The organism is Marinisporobacter balticus, assembly GCF_004345705.1.
GTDB lineage: Bacteria > Bacillota > Clostridia > Peptostreptococcales > Thermotaleaceae > Marinisporobacter > Marinisporobacter balticus.
In genome coordinates this window covers 24,683-44,811 of sequence record NZ_SLWV01000011.1, presented here as the reverse complement: position 1 = coordinate 44,811, position 20,129 = coordinate 24,683, and the positions used below count along the sequence as shown (strand labels likewise).

Annotated in this window: 20 protein-coding genes; 4 read left to right on the top strand and 16 right to left on the bottom strand. The window is 32.1% G+C overall.

The features are described 5' to 3' along the window. Positions 1-8: 8 nt before the first annotated feature. From EV214_RS09405 to EV214_RS09330, 16 genes are all read right to left on the bottom strand, one after another. On the bottom strand, positions 9-1,688 hold the full coding sequence (locus tag EV214_RS09405) for a glycosyl hydrolase family 18 protein (protein WP_165916319.1): 1,680 nt from the start codon (positions 1,686-1,688) through the stop codon (positions 9-11). A gap of 422 nt (positions 1,689-2,110) precedes the next feature. Further along, positions 2,111-2,863, bottom strand: coding sequence for a hypothetical protein (locus tag EV214_RS09400; RefSeq protein WP_132245080.1), 753 nt, complete (start codon positions 2,861-2,863; stop codon positions 2,111-2,113). Next, complete coding sequence (locus EV214_RS09395) at positions 2,856-3,554, bottom strand: ABC transporter ATP-binding protein (protein WP_243116608.1); 699 nt, start codon at positions 3,552-3,554, stop codon at positions 2,856-2,858. The genes EV214_RS09400 and EV214_RS09395 overlap by 8 nt, the downstream gene beginning before the upstream one ends. Positions 3,555-3,556: 2 nt before the next feature. Further along, a complete protein-coding gene (locus EV214_RS09390; protein WP_132245078.1) occupies positions 3,557-3,916 on the bottom strand; it encodes a GntR family transcriptional regulator in 360 nt (119 codons plus the stop codon). Positions 3,917-4,057: 141 nt separating this feature from the next. Continuing rightward, a complete protein-coding gene (locus EV214_RS09385; protein WP_132245076.1) occupies positions 4,058-4,387 on the bottom strand; it encodes a hypothetical protein in 330 nt (109 codons plus the stop codon). After that, on the bottom strand, positions 4,384-5,220 hold the full coding sequence (yqeB, locus tag EV214_RS09380) for a selenium-dependent molybdenum cofactor biosynthesis protein YqeB (protein ID WP_132245074.1): 837 nt from the start codon (positions 5,218-5,220) through the stop codon (positions 4,384-4,386). The genes EV214_RS09385 and yqeB overlap by 4 nt, the downstream gene beginning before the upstream one ends. 24 nt (positions 5,221-5,244) lie before the next feature. Continuing rightward, positions 5,245-5,391 carry an XdhC family protein gene (locus EV214_RS09375; protein ID WP_165916318.1) on the bottom strand — a complete coding sequence of 49 codons (147 nt, stop codon included), beginning with the start codon at positions 5,389-5,391 and terminating at the stop codon, positions 5,245-5,247. Positions 5,392-5,478: 87 nt separating this feature from the next. Continuing rightward, a complete protein-coding gene (locus EV214_RS09370; protein ID WP_132245070.1) occupies positions 5,479-5,862 on the bottom strand; it encodes a RidA family protein in 384 nt (127 codons plus the stop codon). Between the two features lie 444 nt (positions 5,863-6,306). Continuing rightward, entirely contained in the window at positions 6,307-7,038 is a 732-nt protein-coding gene (gene yqeC / locus EV214_RS09365) for a selenium cofactor biosynthesis protein YqeC (RefSeq protein WP_132245068.1), read from the bottom strand. Positions 7,039-7,105: 67 nt separating this feature from the next. Next, entirely contained in the window at positions 7,106-8,320 is a 1,215-nt protein-coding gene (locus EV214_RS09360; RefSeq protein WP_132245066.1) for a class I SAM-dependent rRNA methyltransferase, read from the bottom strand. 150 nt (positions 8,321-8,470) lie between these two features. Further along, a complete protein-coding gene (locus tag EV214_RS09355; RefSeq protein WP_132245064.1) occupies positions 8,471-10,195 on the bottom strand; it encodes a phospho-sugar mutase in 1,725 nt (574 codons plus the stop codon). A 40-nt stretch (positions 10,196-10,235) separates the two neighbouring features. Further along, positions 10,236-10,703 (bottom strand): hypothetical protein, encoded by a 468-nt coding sequence (locus EV214_RS09350; RefSeq protein WP_132245062.1) that lies wholly within the window; start codon positions 10,701-10,703, stop codon positions 10,236-10,238. Between the two features lie 349 nt (positions 10,704-11,052). Beyond that, the gene (gene lsrF, locus EV214_RS09345) at positions 11,053-11,937 is read right to left on the bottom strand and encodes a 3-hydroxy-5-phosphonooxypentane-2,4-dione thiolase (protein WP_132245060.1); all 885 of its coding nucleotides are present in this window, start codon (positions 11,935-11,937) and stop codon (positions 11,053-11,055) included. A gap of 16 nt (positions 11,938-11,953) precedes the next feature. Beyond that, positions 11,954-12,298 carry a cupin domain-containing protein gene (locus tag EV214_RS09340; RefSeq protein WP_132245058.1) on the bottom strand — a complete coding sequence of 115 codons (345 nt, stop codon included), beginning with the start codon at positions 12,296-12,298 and terminating at the stop codon, positions 11,954-11,956. 20 nt (positions 12,299-12,318) lie between these two features. After that, the gene (gene lsrK / locus EV214_RS09335; protein ID WP_132245056.1) at positions 12,319-13,881 is read right to left on the bottom strand and encodes an autoinducer-2 kinase; all 1,563 of its coding nucleotides are present in this window, start codon (positions 13,879-13,881) and stop codon (positions 12,319-12,321) included. Positions 13,882-13,936: 55 nt separating this feature from the next. Further along, on the bottom strand, positions 13,937-14,869 hold the full coding sequence (locus tag EV214_RS09330; protein WP_132245054.1) for a sugar-binding transcriptional regulator: 933 nt from the start codon (positions 14,867-14,869) through the stop codon (positions 13,937-13,939). A gap of 304 nt (positions 14,870-15,173) precedes the next feature. Between EV214_RS09330 and EV214_RS09325 the strand changes: the two genes are divergently transcribed. From EV214_RS09325 to lsrB, 4 genes are all read left to right on the top strand, one after another. Continuing rightward, positions 15,174-16,652: a sugar ABC transporter ATP-binding protein gene (locus EV214_RS09325; protein ID WP_132245052.1), complete on the top strand. Its 1,479-nt coding sequence runs from the start codon at positions 15,174-15,176 to the stop codon at positions 16,650-16,652. Between the two features lie 53 nt (positions 16,653-16,705). Further along, positions 16,706-17,707, top strand: a complete 1,002-nt coding sequence (locus EV214_RS09320; protein WP_132245050.1) for an ABC transporter permease — start codon at positions 16,706-16,708, stop codon at positions 17,705-17,707. Beyond that, entirely contained in the window at positions 17,707-18,711 is a 1,005-nt protein-coding gene (locus EV214_RS09315) for an ABC transporter permease (protein WP_132245048.1), read from the top strand. Before EV214_RS09320 ends, EV214_RS09315 begins: the two co-directional genes overlap by 1 nt. A gap of 208 nt (positions 18,712-18,919) precedes the next feature. After that, positions 18,920-20,020 carry an autoinducer 2 ABC transporter substrate-binding protein LsrB gene (lsrB, locus tag EV214_RS09310; protein ID WP_132245046.1) on the top strand — a complete coding sequence of 367 codons (1,101 nt, stop codon included), beginning with the start codon at positions 18,920-18,922 and terminating at the stop codon, positions 20,018-20,020. Positions 20,021-20,129 lie beyond the last annotated feature (109 nt).

Genomic DNA, 20,129 nt, shown 5'->3' with positions numbered 1-20,129 from the left:
ATTTTTGATTATTTTTTAGTCAATCTTTCCTCGATCACAGTCCATATATCTTCTGTTTCAAACCCTCTTCTCCATGTTGCAATACCAGCGAGATCATACTTAGATACAAAATCAGCTCTTAATTGCATAGATTTTTCATCTTCAATCCATATTTTATGAAGAATATTATTTTCAACATATTCCACATAATTTTGTCCACTTTCTTCATCCCATACTTTTTCTATGCCATCTTTTTCTAGTATTTCATTAACAGCCTCCATCTTCACTGCTTTTGACTTCACATTCATTTTATTTGGATCTTCATTCGTTGGGGTTTCCATCCAGATTCTTGTATAAAAAGGAACGCCTAGTATAAGCTTCTCTGATGGTACTTCTTCAAGTAAACCTTTTATTCCTTTTTCAACCCATCCCATTGAAGCTACTGAACCACTTACAGGACTTGATCCCCAATGTTCATCATAGGCCATTAATGCGATATAGTCTACCACTTCTCCTAGCGCACCCCGGTCATAGCACTGTGACCAATTTTCACTACCTCCCCTTACGGTTACATCTATAGAAACGACCAAGTTATTTTCATGAAAAACAGAAGTAAGTTCTCTTACAAAAATAACAAGTCTTTCTTTATCCTTTAAATAAACATTTTCGAAATCTATATTGATACCATCCATATTGTTTTCTTTCACCAATTTGGCTAAATCGTTAATTACCTTTTCTCTTGTACCCGCATTTTGAAAGAATTCATTTGTCATATCTGGATTGAAATCATTTGTAAATAATGGCCATATCTTATAGCCTCTACTTTTTGCCCAATATATATATTCGTTGCTTATTTTGTTTTTAATCGTTCCAGAAGCATCTGTAAGCGTAATCCACGTTGGAGATATCACATTTACGCCTTCCAATGCTCCTATTTTTGAAATTTCAGGATTTTTGCTAAAAACATGCTCCCAAGTCAAAATAATTTTTCCACTTTCCGGCTTCCAGACTGGTTTGTTTTTATCTGCTAACCCTAGTACTTCTTGTTGATCTTTTAGTTCTTTTTTTTGTACATATCCAGTTTTCCCTCTAGGGGTTAATACTTTTACCCATTCGCCTTCTTCTTTTAAAACTTCTACTGCTTCATCTTCTTGCAAAAAATCATCTTCATGCGACCAAGAAGTTGCTTCAAATCTTACATTCACATTATTTTTCACTGCCTTTGCAATAATTTTTTTATCCATTTGATTTTCTAAAATAATAGAACCATTTTCTTCAACAAAAGTATATTTTATTCTTAAATTCTCTGCTATTTTATTTATTGGTATGAAAATCTTTTCATCCATCTTTTTCATAGGTGGGATATTTTCTACTATATTTTGATTCATTTTTACTTTTCCATCTTGATAGAATCGAATAATTTTATCCGTACTTGTGATCACTAAAACCCCATTATTCGCATCATAATCTGTGAGGATCTTCAAATGATTTGATATGGTATCTAAATCTATATAAACATTTTCATCTTGGCGCTTTACAACCTCATCATAATTTTCGTATGTGGTCATATTCTCCTCTTCTTTTATCATCAATACAGGGCCCTGATAGTCTTTGGATAGAGATGCTGCTAAAACATAATGCTTGGTAAGCATAAATCCAATCAATATAGCAAAACACCCTAGCACCATATAAATGTCTTTCTTTTTCAAAATATCACTCCTTTTACTGGATTTGAGAAAAGCTTTCATCTACTTTTTCTTCACTTATAGAAAGTAATCGACCTTACGGATTAAAAGGTGAGGCCTTGCAAACTCTTTCTTTAATTATACCTTATCCCCCTATATTTCTCTATGTACTATTACAAATTTCCAAAATATACTCTTTTCTACTTTTTTATATAATTATTCTATCATATACTATTTTTTGCTACTATTTCTATTTAATTACTTATTCATGACAGTTTTATGACAGAAGCATCTCTCTAAAAGATATCCTCCTATATAACCTATATAACCTACAAATTTCATTTAATTTTCAAATATCTGTTTTATCCAGTAAAATCATCATAAATATGCGCACATGAAAATAAGACATGCATAATGCATATCTCATTTTCATGACTCTTGATTATTTATATATTTATTTTTCGATCTATTAAATAACCTGTTATCATGAACAATGCACCTACAATACAAATCTGTAATAAAAAATATTCATTGGTGACCGTAGGAAAATGTGCATCTCCATACATTTCCACATACACAACCGTCTCTGTAGCTTTACCAATATAACTTGTAATCTTTCCTACAACTTGTGCAATCATAATAAAAAATATAAAAGATAATAATTTTCCATAGCGTACAGCCGAAAAAATACTTCTTGCCAATACCATCGCTAGATAGATCATTAATAACAATGTGATATACCCAAATAATATTAACATAAAAAATTTGAATAGATTAATCACTATTTCAGCAGGAATTTCAGAAGTAATCTCTATTTCTGGAAATCTATTCAAAAGGATTTTATAATCTATAAAAAAAAGTATCCCTCCTAAAAAAGTAATCCCTAAACACTCTAAAATAATTGTGATCAATTTACCCCCTAAAATACCATATCCACTTAAAGGTGTTGTAAATAAGAAATATCCTTCTTCTGTAAATAGACTTTTATACATCCTTCTTATATGGTCAATTCCTAAACCAATGCCAAAGGCAAATGCAAGCGCTATCAAAATACCTACATATAATATAGTCCCTTGATGCCCCTGATTTTTATTGATTATATTTCTTACAAGTTCTATATTCAGCAATATACAAACAACGAAACCCGCTAAGAAAAATTTAAAGCGGTGCATCCATTCATATTTGATTATTTTAAGCATCTTTATATACCTCCCTATATAACTCATCCATAGACATTCCTTTTTCTATTCTAAAATTTTCCGCATTTCCAGATAATACAACATTTCCTTTTTCTAAGAAAATCACTTCATCTAAAATCGTTTCTAATTCCTTAACCAAATGACTTGAAATAATCACAGTATTCTCTTCTTGACAAGCATTCAGAATCGTCTGCATGATTTTTTCACGAGATATAGGATCAATTCCATTTAAAGGTTCATCGAGTACATATAGTTTTGCATTTCTAGAAAGAACCAAACTTAATTTTAATCTCCCAAGCATTCCTGTTGAAAGAGCGCCTACCTTTAAATTTTCTTTTAGTCCCATAAAATCAATTAATTCTTTTGCCTTTTCTCGATCAAAATCTTCAAAGTAATCATCATAATACCCTATACACTGCTCAATTTTCATCCACTTAGGCAAATGGTTGCTTGTTGGCATATACGATACCATTTGTTTTGATTCTTTTCCTATTTTCTTTTCCATGATTTCAATTTTTCCACTACTCGGCTGTATGAGTCCTGCAATCATTTTCATAAGTGTAGTTTTTCCACTGCCATTGGGTCCTAGCAAACCATAGATTTTTCCTTCTTCTATGGTCATATTCATATTTTCTAAAGCTTTTTTAGTAATATATTTTTTTGTCACATTTTCGACTTTCAAAAGTTCCACGCTTACGCCTCCTCTATGTATTCATTCACATTTTCTATAATCCCTTCACGATCAAAGCCTAACTCTTTCATTCCTTCTACAAAACTTTTAATCAATCCCTGTGCCATATCATCCTTTATTTTCTGAATCATGCCATTATCCTCCGTAACAAAAGATCCCGTTCCTCTTTGTGTAAATGTAATCCCTTCCCTTTCTAATTCTTGATATACACGCTGCATTGTATTCACATTCACCTTCAGTTCACTTGCCATGCTTCTTACAGAAGGTAGTTTCTCCCCCCTTTGTAGCTTTCCTAATATAATTTCCTTTTTTATTTTTTCAATAATTTGAAAATAAATAGGTATTCTTGCATCAAAGTCCATTGATTCACCTCACTTTTGCAATTGTTATATTCAAATAGTACACTATGTCAGTATTTATGTCAAGATTCTTTGTTCAAACTTCTAATAAAAAAACACCCTCTTTTTTAAAAATCAGGTGCATGACATTTTTCTACTTACCATTTATCTACCATTATAAACAAATAAAACCGTCATCATCAAAAAAATATTCATAATGATATAATCTTTCCTTTTGAAATATATTTGTCCATAATAAGTCCGAACAGGTTGTTTTTTAAACCCTCTTAATTGTATCACATAAATAGTATCTTTCATTTCTCCCATAAAAACTAGTAAAAACAGGGTTGCTAACTGAATCATAAAACCAATTTCATAAGGTACTTTCAATTTTACTAATCCTAAAATCAATTCAGTTTCATTAGAATGGTATAAAATAAGTCCTGAAAAAAACATAGAGATAAATATCTTTACCCGAATATCAACATCTATCAAATGTAATTTTTCCTTCTTTCATCTTGATACTTCTCTTCCTTTCCTAAGAGAATCAAAACTGCTTCTAAAACTCCTCCTGCTATATTTCTCCCCTTATCACTAATGGAGAAACAGTTGTCTTTTTCTCCTCTTGGATCAATATCCCCTATTTTTTCATTTCTTTTAACAAACAATCCATGATGAATCAAGCCTCTTAAAACACCATCAATCGATGCTTTGATAACTTCATCTCCTACACATCCTATAGTTTCTCCCCTTTTTACCCGATCCCCTATCTTACGACTATTCTTTACAATCCCTTCACATGGTGCGCGTAACACTCTTTCAGATGTATATCCGTTAATATTTCCTGGAATGCCTGTGTTTGAAACTGCACATCCTCTAAAAATTACCCTTCCAAGATTATGCCCTCTCATTGTCTCTATCACTGCATCTACATCCACTTTTGCAGTAAATCCTGGCCCTAAACCTATAACGATCGGTGCATCATCTATCTTTGTTCCTAAATTTCTCTTTGCTAAAGTTGCATCGATAATAATATGTGGTTTGATTACATTTTTTATATTACAGGATGAATCAATGACTACTGGAATTTTTCTCTGCTTAACCATCTTCTCTACTGCTTCATCTTTTTCAACAAATACAGCCGTTACCCCTTCTACTGTCCATTCTTTTTCATAAATACAATTGGCAAAAGATACTGTACGCCTAACCATCATTGGCTTTTTTAATTCTGTTACTATCACTAAAAATCCAACTTGAAATAATTTATGGATCACAGCAGAAGCAAGATCTCCACCTCCTTTTACAATCACTTTTATATTAGAAAACATCCGTCTCACTTCCTACTTTATTTTTTAAAGATAAAACGTCTTTTTTGTATTTAATAGCTTGTTACTAGTCCCTCTCGGACTACTACCTTGCGCATTCACAATTGTAACCAAAGCTACATCTTCATTTTGATTTATTCTATGAATGAGCTCCTGTATAATAAATTTTTCCATCATTATTCCCATATCTTTTCAAAAAACATTTGATTTACTTAATAAGTTGCCCCCCAACAAATCTGAGGGGCAATGATTCCATATTTACTATTCATTTAATGATGCGATCACTTCAATCTCTAGTCTAGCATCTTTAGGTAATTTAGCAACCTCTACACAAGATCTAGCAGGATAATTTTGTGAAAAGTATGTTGCATATACTTCATTTACAGCTGTAAAATCATTTAAATCTTTTAAAAACACTAGAACTTTTACTACTTTTTCAATACTTGTTCCAGCTTCTTCTAATATGGCTTTAACATTTTCTAACGACTGTGCTGTAGCTTTTTTCACATCATCAATAAGCTCTCCTGTTTCAGGATTGATTGGTAATTGACCAGAAGTATAAACAAAATCCCCTACTTTAATTGCTTGTGAATAAGGACCTATCGCTCCTGGTGCTTTTTTTGTTGCTATTACCGTATTTCCCATAATAAATACCTCCTATATAAATTTTTTTCTACTATATGGTGTTTGTTTAATTTAAAGCAATTACTATGTCAAATCAAATTTTTATCCAGTATCTTTATGCTATATTTTAATATTTTTCTCTAGCTTTTGTATTTGATCATTTCTATTCTTTTCCTTATAAATTCCCTCCAGTCTACAACCCTTAATTTTTAAAACCATGACGCCTATTTTAGGCATACTTCTTTTTTAAATACGATCTTCTTTCTATTTTATTTAAACATATCCTTCTTATTGTTGGTCTTATAGCATAAATGCACCTTTTAAAAGTAGATTTTTCATACAGTAATGATCATTGTGATATTTATTTATCTAAACTTATTTATTTAAATTTCAGTATTGATCACAATGATCATTCATATTATTATTTTGATAACTATGCGCTGATATATAGCCCCATCTACTTTCTTAGTTTTTCTTAAAAGCCATATAATAATGTTTGTATTTGATACTACCTATAATGATCTTATCTATTTTATTTCTTTTTACTAGTAGCTCTACTAATTCCATTGCTAATTTTTTATATTTTTCATTTTCTACCTTGTTAATAAATAAAATTTTCTCTCCTAAAGCATTTTTAAAAAGTCCATCTGGATGATTCACCATAGAAACAAGATGCCCTATACAAATATCTTCATCTAAATAACTATCTGTAATTTTCGCAAATGCATTTACCCTATGTACATTGTTTTTATCAATTTTTTTGCCTATCACGCTTATATCTAGTATACCTATCGTTGTATCCGTTTTCTCACATACTACAGGTTCATATGGATTCCATCCTTTAATAGGTTTTTGTTTTGAGCCATCTGCTTCTACAATGGTTACATCAAAAAATCTATGACAATTTATCAAATCATTTTGATGCATTCCCATTAGTTTTCCATCTTTATTAATGCCATCCCCATAAACATAGATCCCTTTGTTTTTTTTATAATAAAACTGTGAAAATAGACTTTTATCCAAACATAGAAAATCATATTTATTTTTCTTAGGCATATATATCTTTGTCGTTGTCGTCACTAATATTTTTAATTCCTTTCTAAGTTCTTCTGCTAAAGTGAACATACAAGAAGTCTTTCCCCCTGCACCTACCAAAGAAATAATAGCATTTTTCTTGAAATCCATTAAGTTTTTCATAGATTATTCCTCTTGTAAAAAACAATTATATTTTTCTATCATTTTCTATACTTAAAAGCTTTTTCCTCTATCTTCTAGCAGTAGATATATTGTCAGTACACTGAACGAACACAACTTTCAAATAATTTCCTTCTCTAAATTCTTTTATAGTTCTAAAATCCTCTGGAAGTCTATATTCTTCTAATATTTTATATCCTTTCCCTAATTCTTCAAAGGCTTGATCAATAAAGCCTTTAAACTTCTTCATATCAAAACTAGCACAGTTTGTTGATGCAACAATAACCCCTTGATCCTCTGTAATTTTTATGGTTGATTTTAATAATTCTTTATAATCTTTTGCAGCACTAAATTTAAATTTCTTAGATTTTGCAAAACTTGGGGGATCTAAAATAACCAAGTCAAATTTCAATTCTTTCTTTCCCGCATACTTAAAATAATGAAATACATCTTCCACAATAATATCTTGTGTTTCATAGTCTATCCCATTTAAACTAAAATGTTCTATGGTCTTTGATAAACTACGATTAGCAAGGTCTACACTGGTAGTTTTTGAAGCACCTCCTACAGCAGCAAAAATAGAAAATGCTCCTGTATAGGAAAAAGTATTTAAAACTTCTTTTCCTTTTGCATATTTGTCTAAGATTTTCTTTCTTACGTCCCTTTGATCTAAAAATACACCTACCATAGCGCCTTCATTTAAGTAAATTGCAAAATTCACACCATTTTCTTTCACAATAATAGGCATCTCTGCTTCTTTTCCCCATACAAAACTATCTTCTTCTATAAATTTCCCCTGATTGTCAAACCTTTTTTTCTCATAAATGCCTATACCATCTGAAAGATTTTTTAGTGCTTCTATTACATAATCTTTAAAGTGATAGATACCTTTGCTATACCAATTAATCAAATAGTAACCATCAAAATAGTCAATTGTAAATCCTCCGATTCCATCTCCTTCTCCATTAAAAATTCTAAAAGCAGTTGTATTTTTATCCTTATAAAATTTTTCTCTACAGTTGATTGCATTAAATAGTTTTTTATTAAAAAAGGAATAATCTATTGTTTCTTTTTCATTTTGTGTTATAACCCATCCATAACCTTTATTCTGTATCCCATAATACCCCTTTGCGATAAATTTATTATTTTCCTCTACTAACCTTACAACGGTGCCTTCCTTTATCAAATCATCGCTATTTAATATTGTTTCTTTTTCTATAAGTGGATAACCACTTTTATACTTTTTTACAAACTTATTATGAATAATTAATTTCTTCTCCTTCATGATTTACCTTCCTTAATAAGAATTTAATCACTGTCTACTATTTTATAAATAGATTTTATCCTAAAATATTATATCATATGTAAATATTGTTATACAAAATATAAAATAACACCTATTACTTTTAACAGGTGCTATTGATAAACGTAAGATTTACTCTACTTGATTTAATTGTTCCATGATCATTTCTTCCATATTTATTAATTTGTCTTGTGCATTTTCTAACTTTTCTCCTTTTGTATAGAGATAAATTTTAATTTTAGGCTCTGTTCCTGATGGTCTAATTGCATACCATGATCCATCATCAAATATGAATTTTAATACATTGGATACAGGAATTTCAACAGTTTCTTCCTTCTGTTTTAGAAAATCGAAAGTGATTTGTTTTTGATAATCTATATATCTCGCTAATTTTTTCTCTCCAATTTCTGTAGGATAGTTCTTCCTATATTCTTTCATCATTCTCTCAATTCTATTTTGCCCTTCTATCCCTTCTAAAACCAAGGAAATAAGTTTTTCTTGATAAACTCCATATTTTTCATAAATTACTTCTAAAACATCTATTAATGTTTTGCCTATTGTTTTATAATAAGCTGCTGCTTCACAAAGAAGCTGAGACGCAATAACCGCATCTTTATCTCTTACAAATGTTCCTGCTACATACCCAATGCTTTCTTCATATCCAAATATAAACTGTTCTTGTCCTAACTTTTCTAATTCGTTGACAATTCCACAAATATTTTTAAAACCAGTTAGCGCTTCATAAGTCTTTACCCCATAAGATTTTGCAATCTGTTTTCCTAAATCTCCTGTTACAATAGATTTTACAATGTAAGAATGATTGCGCAATGTATTCTTTTCCTGCTTCATTTCTAATATATACTGGATCAAAATAGCGCCTGTTTGATTGCCATTTAGTGCAATATATTCTCCGTTTTTGTCTTTAACCATAGCAGCCACACGATCACAATCAGGATCTGTCGCAATTAATAACTCCGCATCTTCTTTTTTTCCTAATTTTTCTGCATAAGCAAAAGCTTTCACATCTTCTGGATTAGGATATCCTACCGTTGTAAAGTCTGGATCTGGTTTTTCTTGTTCAGGAACAACCATTATATTTTCAAATCCTCTTTCTTTCAATACCCTTCTTACAGGAATATTACCTGTTCCATTTAGCGGCGTATAGATAATCTTTATTTTTTTATCAATATCTTCTCTTAACCCTAATTCCTTTACTTTCTCAATATATGCATCATCCATTTCTTTCCCAATCATGATTAAAAATCCTTGTTCTAGCGCATCTTTTTCATCCATCTCTTTAACAATCGAAAAATCATTGATCTGATTAATTTTTTCCGTTACGCTATTTGCTATATCTGAAAGAATCTGGGCACCGTCTTCCCAATATACTTTGTATCCATTGTATTCCTTAGGATTATGACTCGCTGTTACCACAATCCCCGCAGCCGTATTCAGTTTTCTTACTGCAAAGGAAAGTTCTGGCGTAGGACGTAAATCCTCAAATAAATAAGCGCGAATTCCATTTCCTGCTAAAACTAACGCTGTTTTTTTTGCAAATTCTTTAGAAAAATGTCTGCAATCATACGCAATCGCAACACCACGATCCATATATTCTTTTCCTTTTTCAATAATAAAATCTGAAAGTCCTTGTGTGGTTCGTGCAATAATATATGTATTCATTCGGTTTATTCCTGCACCGATTTTCCCTCGAAGCCCTGCTGTACCAAATTCTAAATCTTTATAAAACCGGTCTTCAATTTCTTCTTGATGCTCTTTTATAGCCAATAATTCATTTTTTGTTTGTTCATCAAGATATTCATTGCTTAACCACTGTTCATATTTTTTCTGATAATCCATAAAATCACCTTCTCTTAAAAGATTTTTTGAAGATTTTTTTTTACTTTTTAATAAACTTCTGAAGATTTTTTATATGATTTTGTTTTTTTTCTATGATTTCACATAAAATTTTATACGTTTTCGTTTTATGATCTTCTTCTTTTTGTATTATTCTTCCTTGTATATCTATATAAAGCGCAACAACCTGTTTCTCAAAATCCAATGAAAATTTCAAAAGTTCTTCTGTATCTTGAATATCTGGACTTATAAACCTACGTTGAAATGTATTGATTAAAAATGAAATTTTATCATATATAAAAAAATCGATTTCTTCTTCATCCTTTTCAATTTCGATTTTCAATTGCTCATAGTAATCAATGGTTTTTTGCACATCTTTAACTAATATCGTGGCTACAACTGAAACTTTCATTGTTCTAGATGTTGAAAATCTAATTTTCTCATACATTTCTTTTCTTTTTTTTGCCACAAGTATTATTTTATTCATCAAATCTATTATGTTATATGCCAAATTTATCTCCTTTCTCCATTTTATTCTAATCAATTATTCATACTTTATCAACTATTTTAAAATATCTACCCTTATAGAAATAATTTTAAAACTCCTTTTATATTATATCAAACTTTCTCTTATTATCATTCCATAAAATGTAAAAAACAATGTATCCTATTATTATTTTTCGTATAAAAATCGAACCTATTCAATTATTCTCTTATACATGTCATATGAAATATAGATACCCATTTTTATAATTAGGTATTATTTATTGATAAAATACATTGTTCTATATTTTTTCAAAAAAAAGCTTCCCCTTTTTTTTGAAAAGAGGAAGCTTATATACTATCACCGTGTTAAGCATCTACTTTGTTTTTAATTCGTTGAACATGTCAAATGCTTCTTTGCTATCAATACCATCATGCACGATCGCACGTACAGCTTGAACCATTGCAAGAGGATCTTCTGATTGAAAAATATTTCTTCCCATATCTACACCAGCAGCACCCATTAATATAGCATTATAGCACATTTCAAGTGCATCTTTTTCTGGTATTTTTTTACCGCCTGCAATTACAATTGGAACAGGGCATGAAGCCGCTACACTATCAAAGTCGTCACAATAGTAGCTTTTTACAACTTGTGCACCAACTTCAGCAATGATTCGAGTCGCAAGTCTAAAGTACTTAGCATTTCTTTCCATTTCCTTGCCTACAGCAACAACACCCATTGTAGGTATTCCGTAAGTGTTACCAGCACAAATTACTTTTGAAAGATTATCGATTGATTTTGTTTGGTATGGTGCACCAATATAGACTTGCGTAGCCATTAAATCAGCGTTCATACGAATCGCTTCTGCAATATCAACTGAAACGATTTCATTGCTAAGATCATCATCTAAAATGGAGGAACCTGATGAAACACGAAGTGCAATGGCTTTATTTGCTGTTATTGCAGGATCAATGCAAGTTGTCATGCCACCACGCGTTCCCATAAAACAATCAATATAATCTACAAGCGATGGTATTTTTAAGTCTAATCTTTCTAATCCCGAAGTAGGTCCTAAGAAATAACCATGATCAAAAGCTAACATTAGAGATTTTCCACTCTTTGGGTTGAAAATTTTGCTAAGTCTTGATTTCATTCCCCATCCATAGTGGTTGCATCCTTTTACATGAAACCCTTCCGTTACTTGTGGTATACCAATACCAAATTCCTTTGCATCCTTGATTCCGTCTTTATCTGCCATTTTTGTTTTCCTCCTTTTATTTGTCTTCCACAATGAATTTATCTTGCAATTGGAAAGGTGCAAGCATAAATACTGCTTTTGCAACTTTGTTACTCGTGTTTACAATATAATGACTTTCGCCTGGTTCTGCTGTGATAAGATCCCCTTTGGCGCATTTTACAAGTTTATCATCAATATAAAAATCTAGTTCCCCTTCAATCATTAAAAAGCTTTCTTCCATAATTTTATGATGGTGCCCTTGAAAATCTTGACCTGGGTTAAATGCAACAATCCCTGCACTTAAGAAAGGTCCTTTGCGTAAATACTTTGGTCCACTATCTCCAAAACGATATTCTCTTTCTGATTCATTTACTTTTATCATGTTTTCACCTCATTTAAATTTTAAATTCCAGGAGCTCGCCACATGTGCTGTAAAAAACCATTATCACTGTTTTTAATTTGCGCTTCTGATAATTGTTTCCAGTTATTAAAAATTGCTTCATATAATGTATTATTTTCTGTATTCGGTATATATACATTTTCTATGTTTACATATTTTTCTGCAGCAGCCTCAAGACTAGGCACCCACCCGATACCAACACCAGCACAAAAAGCGGCGCCTAAAGCTGTAGATTCTTTTACAGTTGGTACCTTTATTGAGATGCCTAAAACATCAGCAACAATTTGACACCAAAGTGAGCTATTTGAAGCTCCTGATGCGAATATAATCGTATCAGGGAAACCTCCCGTGAGATCTTCAATAATTTTTTTATGTCCTAAAGTTACTAAGGCTGCATTTTCTAAAATTGATCTGTAAAAAGTTGCTTTGTTATATTTTTCAGGATCAATCCCGAAATTCGTAAAACATGGAGAAGGATGTTTCCACTGTTTATAGTCCATTATGCTTGAAAAGGAACAAAGAACACTATTTGAACCTACAGGGACATTTTCAGCTTGCTTGTTAAGTAAAGAATAGATACTTTCACCTGTTTTTTTAGCAAGGTCTGCTTCATATTGGCAAAAACAGTCTCTAAACCAACGGAGGACAAGTCCAGGATAAAAAGCAATCAATTCTTGTTGCCACATTTTGGGTATAGCATGGCAATTAACCCTAATACGACCCATTCTATCTATATTTGGTGATGATGTATTATATTCAAGTTGCCAAAAGCTTCCCCCTAAGAGTGCTGCTTGACCGCTCTTTACTACACCAACACCAACGCAGCCCATTTGAACATCGCCACCGCCTACAACAACAGTACAATTTTCACTTAGTCCTGTAATTTTTGCAATTTCTTTTGTAACCTTTCCAACAGGCGTACCACTTTCGTATATAGGAGGGTACATATCTTGTTTGAGCCCACATTTTTCTAAGATAGACATATCCCAGTTACGTTTATTGGCATCTAGTATTCCAGTAGTAGATGCATTTGAAGGCTCAATAGATAAAATGCCTGTTAACCGATAGATAATCCAGTCATTCAGCATTGTGATCGCCTTAGTCTTTCCATAGCTGTCTGGTAGATTATTTTTTACCCATAATAGTCTTGGAATGGCTCCCAACGCAAAAGTTTGACCTGAAATATCATAAATATCTTTTTCTATATTCTCAGAGATTTCTTTCAGTTCAAAAACTTCTTTAGAAGCTCTTGCATCAACGTTAGAAACAGCCCATATTTCATTCCCCTCTTCATCGTATAGGACAAAAGCCTCTCTCATGCTCGTTGTTGAAATTGCAAGAATATCTTCTCCATCAATACCTGAAGTCTTAATCACTTCTCGAATTGTATTAATCATTAATTTTGCATTGTTCTCAACATCAAAGTCAATCGCACCTTCATATCGTGAATCTTCTTTATGCGTCCATTCATGTTGCGCAACAGCAATTTGGTTAAAATTTTCGTCAAAAATAACAGAACGAACACTTCCAGTACCTGCATCTACTGCCATAACATATTTTTTCATTCTTTCACCTTCTTTACGATTTTTTTAAATAAATTTTAAAGGTGTATAAAAATAACTATTCATTTTTGAAATTTATTAAGCTATTAGCAGTATCTTCATCTGTAATTAAAACGTTGAGATACCCACCAATAAGAGCAGAATAAATAGCTTGAATCTTTTCTTTTCCACCTGCAACCCCAATTGTTTTATGAGAAGCTTTTAATGTGTCAAGTTTGATGCTTACAAGTTTTTTATGTAAATCAGATTGTAAAATATTACCATTTTTATCATAAAATTGACTTAGAATATCCCCAACAGCACCTTGCATTTCTAATAGAATACGATCCTCCTCATTAACAATGTGATATTTGAAAATGGTTGCATCATTTGAAACAGAACCAATGCCTACGATTGACATGCTCGACAATTCTGACATATTTATGATATTCTTAATACTCTTTTCATTTAAGAAGATGTTTGCCACTTCTTCTGATGAGGCCAATAAAGGAGCAGGAAGGATATGGATATTAGGTGTAATGCTTGTTGCAGTTCTTTTACGCGTGCCTGAAACAATAGAGGATGTATAATAGGAGACGCCCCCTGATAGTGTGACTAATGATATTGGCTTTTCTAAAGAATAAATTAGGTGATTAATTGTGCGAGAAACAGTGTTCCCATAGCCAATATTTATGAAAGTATTTGCTTCAACTTTTTCTTCTATATATTGAGCAGCACCTTTTGCAATATTGTGATTAACATTGCTTGGCGTAGATGGAACAACAAACACATCTTCTAAATGAAACTTTTCTATTAAATCACGTTCTAAATTAATATGTGCTTTCGCATCGGGATTCATCTTAAATTTAATAATACCATCGCTTTTCGCTTGATTCAGAAGCTTTACTACTTTCATTCTGGAAATACCAAGATGTTCTGCAATTTCTTTTTGAGTCATATTATCAGCATAATAGAACCAAGTTACCTTATAGATCAAATTGTCTTCGTACATAGTTTTTCTCCCTAATTATTGTAATTAATTATACAATATTGAATTGATAAGCATTAAAACAAATGTTCACATAAAAATAATTTGTTTTTATTTAAAAATATTATATCAATGCTTTAATTTGGTGTCAATAGGTTATTTAATATTGATTTCACTGCAAAAATCTATTGACAAATTGTGTAAAAGTGCACTATTATATAACTAACAAATGATTAATATCAACACAAAAGATTATAAACTTTAAGTAAATCATGAATTTTCAAAAATAATAAATTATAAAAAACAATGAGGTTGGGGGTATGATCAAATGAGTGAAAAAAAATCTCTAATAAGATTAAACGAGATATATAAATCATTTGCTGATAACGAAGTACTCAAAGGCACATCACTTGAGCTATCTGAAGGGGAGATTGTTGCTATTATTGGTGGTAATGGTGCAGGAAAAAGTACATTAATGAAAATCATTATGGGCATATATCCTCTTGATAGGGGCGAAATTTATATAGAAGATAAAAAGATCAATATGAGTTCGCCTTCGGTAGCACTTGAGAAAGGAATTTATCTAGTACCTCAAGAACCTCTCCTTTTTCCTAATATGACGGTTGAAGAAAACGTTGTCATAGGATTTAATCAAAATAAATCTGAGTTAGGGGAAAAGCTTAGAAATTTGATTAAGCAGCTAGGGTGGAATATCTCTTTAAGTAGAAAGGCAGCTACGCTTTCTATCGCAGAACAACAGCTTGTTGAAATTTTAAGAGGTCTACTGAGGGAAGCTAGAATTTTAATTCTTGATGAACCCACATCTACACTTACATTTAATGAAATTCAATCTTTCTTTAAATTGATGAAGGATCTTCAAGCAAAAGGTATAGGCATGTTTTATATCACCCATAGGCTAACAGAAGTTTTTGAAATTGCTACAGATGTTGTTATTTTAAGAGATGGGGAAATTACCATCAATGGTCCTGTATCTGATTTTACAAAAGAAATGTTGATTAAAGGTTTAATGCCCGATAGCGTAGAGAATGTAAAAGAAGATCTTGAAAATGATCTAGTAGGCAATAAAGAAGATCTTGTATTAAAAGTAGATTCTTTATCAGGTTACGGATTTCATGATATATCCTTCTCTGTTTATGAAGGTGAGATTTTAGGCCTTGCTGGAGTAGTTGGCTCAGGAAGAACAGAATTGGCTGAAGCAATATTTGGTATGGGAGAAATCACAGGTGGCGATGTGCTATTAGATGGAAAGAGTATAAAAGGTTATAAAACAAAGGAAATTATTGATTTAGGACTAAACTATGTTCCAGAAGATAGACATTTGAATGGTATCTTTTCAATGGCTGATGTAAGACTTAATACAACTTCAGCGATTTTAAGCCGAATTAGTAAAGTTTTTATTAATCATAGAAAAGAAAAAGAGATTACACAAAAATATATAGATGATTTTAGAATTAAAGTAACAGGACAAGACCAATCTTTAAAATCACTTTCTGGAGGTAACCAGCAGAAGGTTGTTATTGGAAGAATCCTTTCATCAAATCCTAAAGTAATTATTCTAGATGAGCCAACAAGAGGTATTGATGCAGGAGCTAGAGGAGATGTCTATAAGATTATTTATCAACTTAAAAAACTTGGTTTAGCTATATTGCTTATTTCATCTGACTTTGAAGAAATCTATGAACTTTCAGATCGGGCAGAAGTTATGTATCATGGTACCAATCATGTAGCGTTATCTAAAGAAGAGATTACGATGGATATATTAACGCTAGCAGCTTTTGGTGCATAATGAATGATTTTGATTAACTTTATTCTAATTAAGGGAAGGTGGCTTAACGTCTTATGACAATTATAAAAAGAATATTTGAAAAAAGAGAAATCACAGCATTAGCTTTTCTAATTATTCTCTTTTTAGGCGTCGGTTTAAGAAACCCAGATTTTATGAATACGCAAAGTATATCAACAGTATTAAAAGGCAGTGTTTTATATATATTCCTAGCAGTTGGTATGACGTTTGTTCTACTAACTGGTGGTATAGATGTTTCAGTTGGCGCAACGCTTGGTATTTCGGCCGCTATATCAGCGAGCATGATTAGAGATGGATCAAGTGTTGTGTTATCTATCTTATTGGCTATAGCAATTGGACTTATTATCGGTCTTATTAATGGTATTGGTGTTGCAATCATTAAGGTTCCAGCCATCATTATGACGTTAGGTGTTTTGGGAATAACAAGAGGTACTATGATTGTTTATACAAATGGTAAATGGGTTGAAAATCTACCAGATTCTTTCAAGGTAGCTTCACAAGCAAATTTGGGTGGATTAAATTTCTACTTTATATTAGCAGTGATAATAGTGGCTTTGGTTCAATTATATTTTAGTAGAGGAAAAACAGGTAGATTTTTTGCAGCGATTGGAGATAATGTTGAAGGCTCCATTTTAGTTGGGATTCCAGTTAAAAAGATAACAGTTATTGCATATGTCGCTTCTGGATTTTGTGCATCTGTTGCAGGTGTTATTTTTGCGTCACAAGTAGGATTTGTAACAAGTAATACAGGCCTCGATATCGAGATGGTTGCAATTGCTGCTTGTGTACTTGGTGGCGTGAGTTTAAGTGGAGGTATAGGCTCAGTAATTGGCGCAAGCATTGGCGCTATAATTATGACCGCGATTAATTCAGCACTGATCTTCTTAAAAGTCCCCTCATTTTGGAATAAATCAATTCAAGGATCGTTACTCATCCTCATTGTTGTATCAGATGTTTTGATTCATAAATATTTTCAAGATAAAGCTAGGAAGCAACGTCTTTCAGCTAGGTCATCTTTTGTAGGCGGTGATAAATAATGAAAAAGTGGAAGGCCTTTAAAGGAAAATGGGAGCTGTCTCTTGTTCTTTTCTTAATCATTGAAATTATAATGTTTGGATTAATAAATCCAAGATTTTTAAAGATTAAAGTACTTATGAATAGTGCGAATGACTTTGTTACTGTGGCTATTATTGCATTATTTATGACTTTAGTTATTATCACTGGTGGCATTGATATATCTATGGGATCAGTTGTAGGTTTATCATCCGTTGTAATGGGGCTTCTATGGCAAGAGTTGGGTTTTAATATCTGGTTTGCGCTTAGCATTGCCATTATAGTAGGTGCATTATGTGGCGCTTTCAATGGCTTTTTAGTAGGTTATGTTGGTGTGCAAGCTATGGTAGCAACGCTTGGAACGAGTTTTCTTTATGCCGGAATATCCTTAGTCATTATTGGATTTTCAGGTATTAGTCCCGCAGAAGGAATTACAGGATTCCCTGATAGTTTTAGGGCTCTTGGACATGGTAAGCTTTTCGGCGTTCCTAGTTCGTTGATTATTTTCGGACTACTAATTATTATTGCATATATCCTATTGCATAAAACAACTTATGGTAGAAGAGTATATCTTACTGGAATTAATAAAGAAGCAGCAGAGTTTTCTGGTATTAAAACAAAATTAGTGATTTTAAGCACACATATGCTTGTAGGGATTGGTGCTGCAATTTCAGGGATGTACATAACTTCTTATTTGAGTTCTTCTCGTGCAGACCACGGCGCGACGCTTACCCTATCTGTTATTACCGCTGTTGTTCTTGGAGGAACGGCAATAACAGGTGGAGAGGGTTCTATTGTAGGAACAGCATTAGCTAGTGTTATTATAGGATTGATGACATTAGGATTGCAAATGACAGGCCTATCTACACAATTTGTGGGTATAGGTATAGGACTATTACTTGTTATTTCAGTAGCCATAAAGAGTTCTTTAGGAGAAGGCAACCTTTTTTCAAATATTAAGAGAAAGATTAAATCAAATAATGGCTAAAAGCTGAATAAGATGGCACCATTCAATATAATATTACATAAGGATCAAATATCGTATATAGATTAGCTAGCTCTATACTGCATTAACCACAACGATCTATTCATTAATTCTTGATACACCTTATTAAAATGATACGTTCTGTGGTCTAATTATATCATCTGCTAGCTAATTAATATAAAAATACAAATTAAAGGAGGAGTAAATCATTATGAAAAAGAAGTATTTGTCACTAGTAGTAGTAATGCTTATGGTATTTAGTGTTATGACAGGGTGTGCAAAAGATACTGAGCCTGCTAACACTGAAACTCAAGGCGCAGCTGACACAACAAAAGTTGAGAAAAAAGCAGAAGATGTTTCTGTTGTTTTTATTCCAAAATTAACTGGTAATATGTTCTTTGAGTCAGCAAATGTAGGCGCACAAGCAATAGCTAAAGAAGTAGGCTTCGAGTGCAAATATGATGGTACAACAAATGCAACTGTTGCAGATCAAGTACAAGTAATTAATAGTGCAGTTAATCAAGGTTACAGCGCTATTGCAGTATCATCAAATTCACCTGATGGACTTAATGAAGCACTTAAATCTGCAGCAGATGCTGGTACTAAAGTTGTTACATGGGACTCTGATGTTAATCCTGAATATCGTTCAATTATGGTCAGCCAAGGAACACCAGATCAATTAGGTAGAATGTTAGTTGACATGGTTGCAGACCAAGTTGAAGATGCTAAAAATGCAGAAATCGATTTTGCTTTCTTCTATTCTAGTCCAACAGTAACGGACCAAAATTCATGGGTAGAAGCTGCTAAGAAATATATTGCTTCCGATTTCCCTAAATGGAATCTAGTAACAACAGAATATGGAGAATCTGACGCACAAAAATCTATTCAAGTTGGAGAATCCATTCTTAATACATACAAGGAAGTTGATGCAATTATTTGTCCAGATTCAACAGCATTACCTGGTATGGCACAAGCAGCAAAAAATCTTGGGAAAAATGCTGATGATGTAATTATTACAGGATTTGCAACACCTAGCTCAATGAGAGACTTTGTTAAAGATGGTACATTAAAACGATTTGGTCTTTGGGATTGCGAAGTTCAAGGAGCTATGGGCGCTTATATTGCATATTGGTTAGCTGCAGGTAACGATTTTGTTGTTGGTGATCAAATTGATATTCCTACAGTTGGTAAGGTAGAAATTATGCCTAACTCCGTTTTAGGACATAAATATGTAGCGGATGACTCAGGTATTGTTTTAATGCCAGAAAGAACAATTTTTGATATTAATAACATTGATGACTTTAATTTCTAAACATTTTTAAAAAGAGTTCGTGCCCTTTTAGGCATGGCTCTTTTTTATCTCATAATAAAATCCGCCTAAAAATTTTTCCCCTATTTCTTTTCTATCGTTAACTTTATGA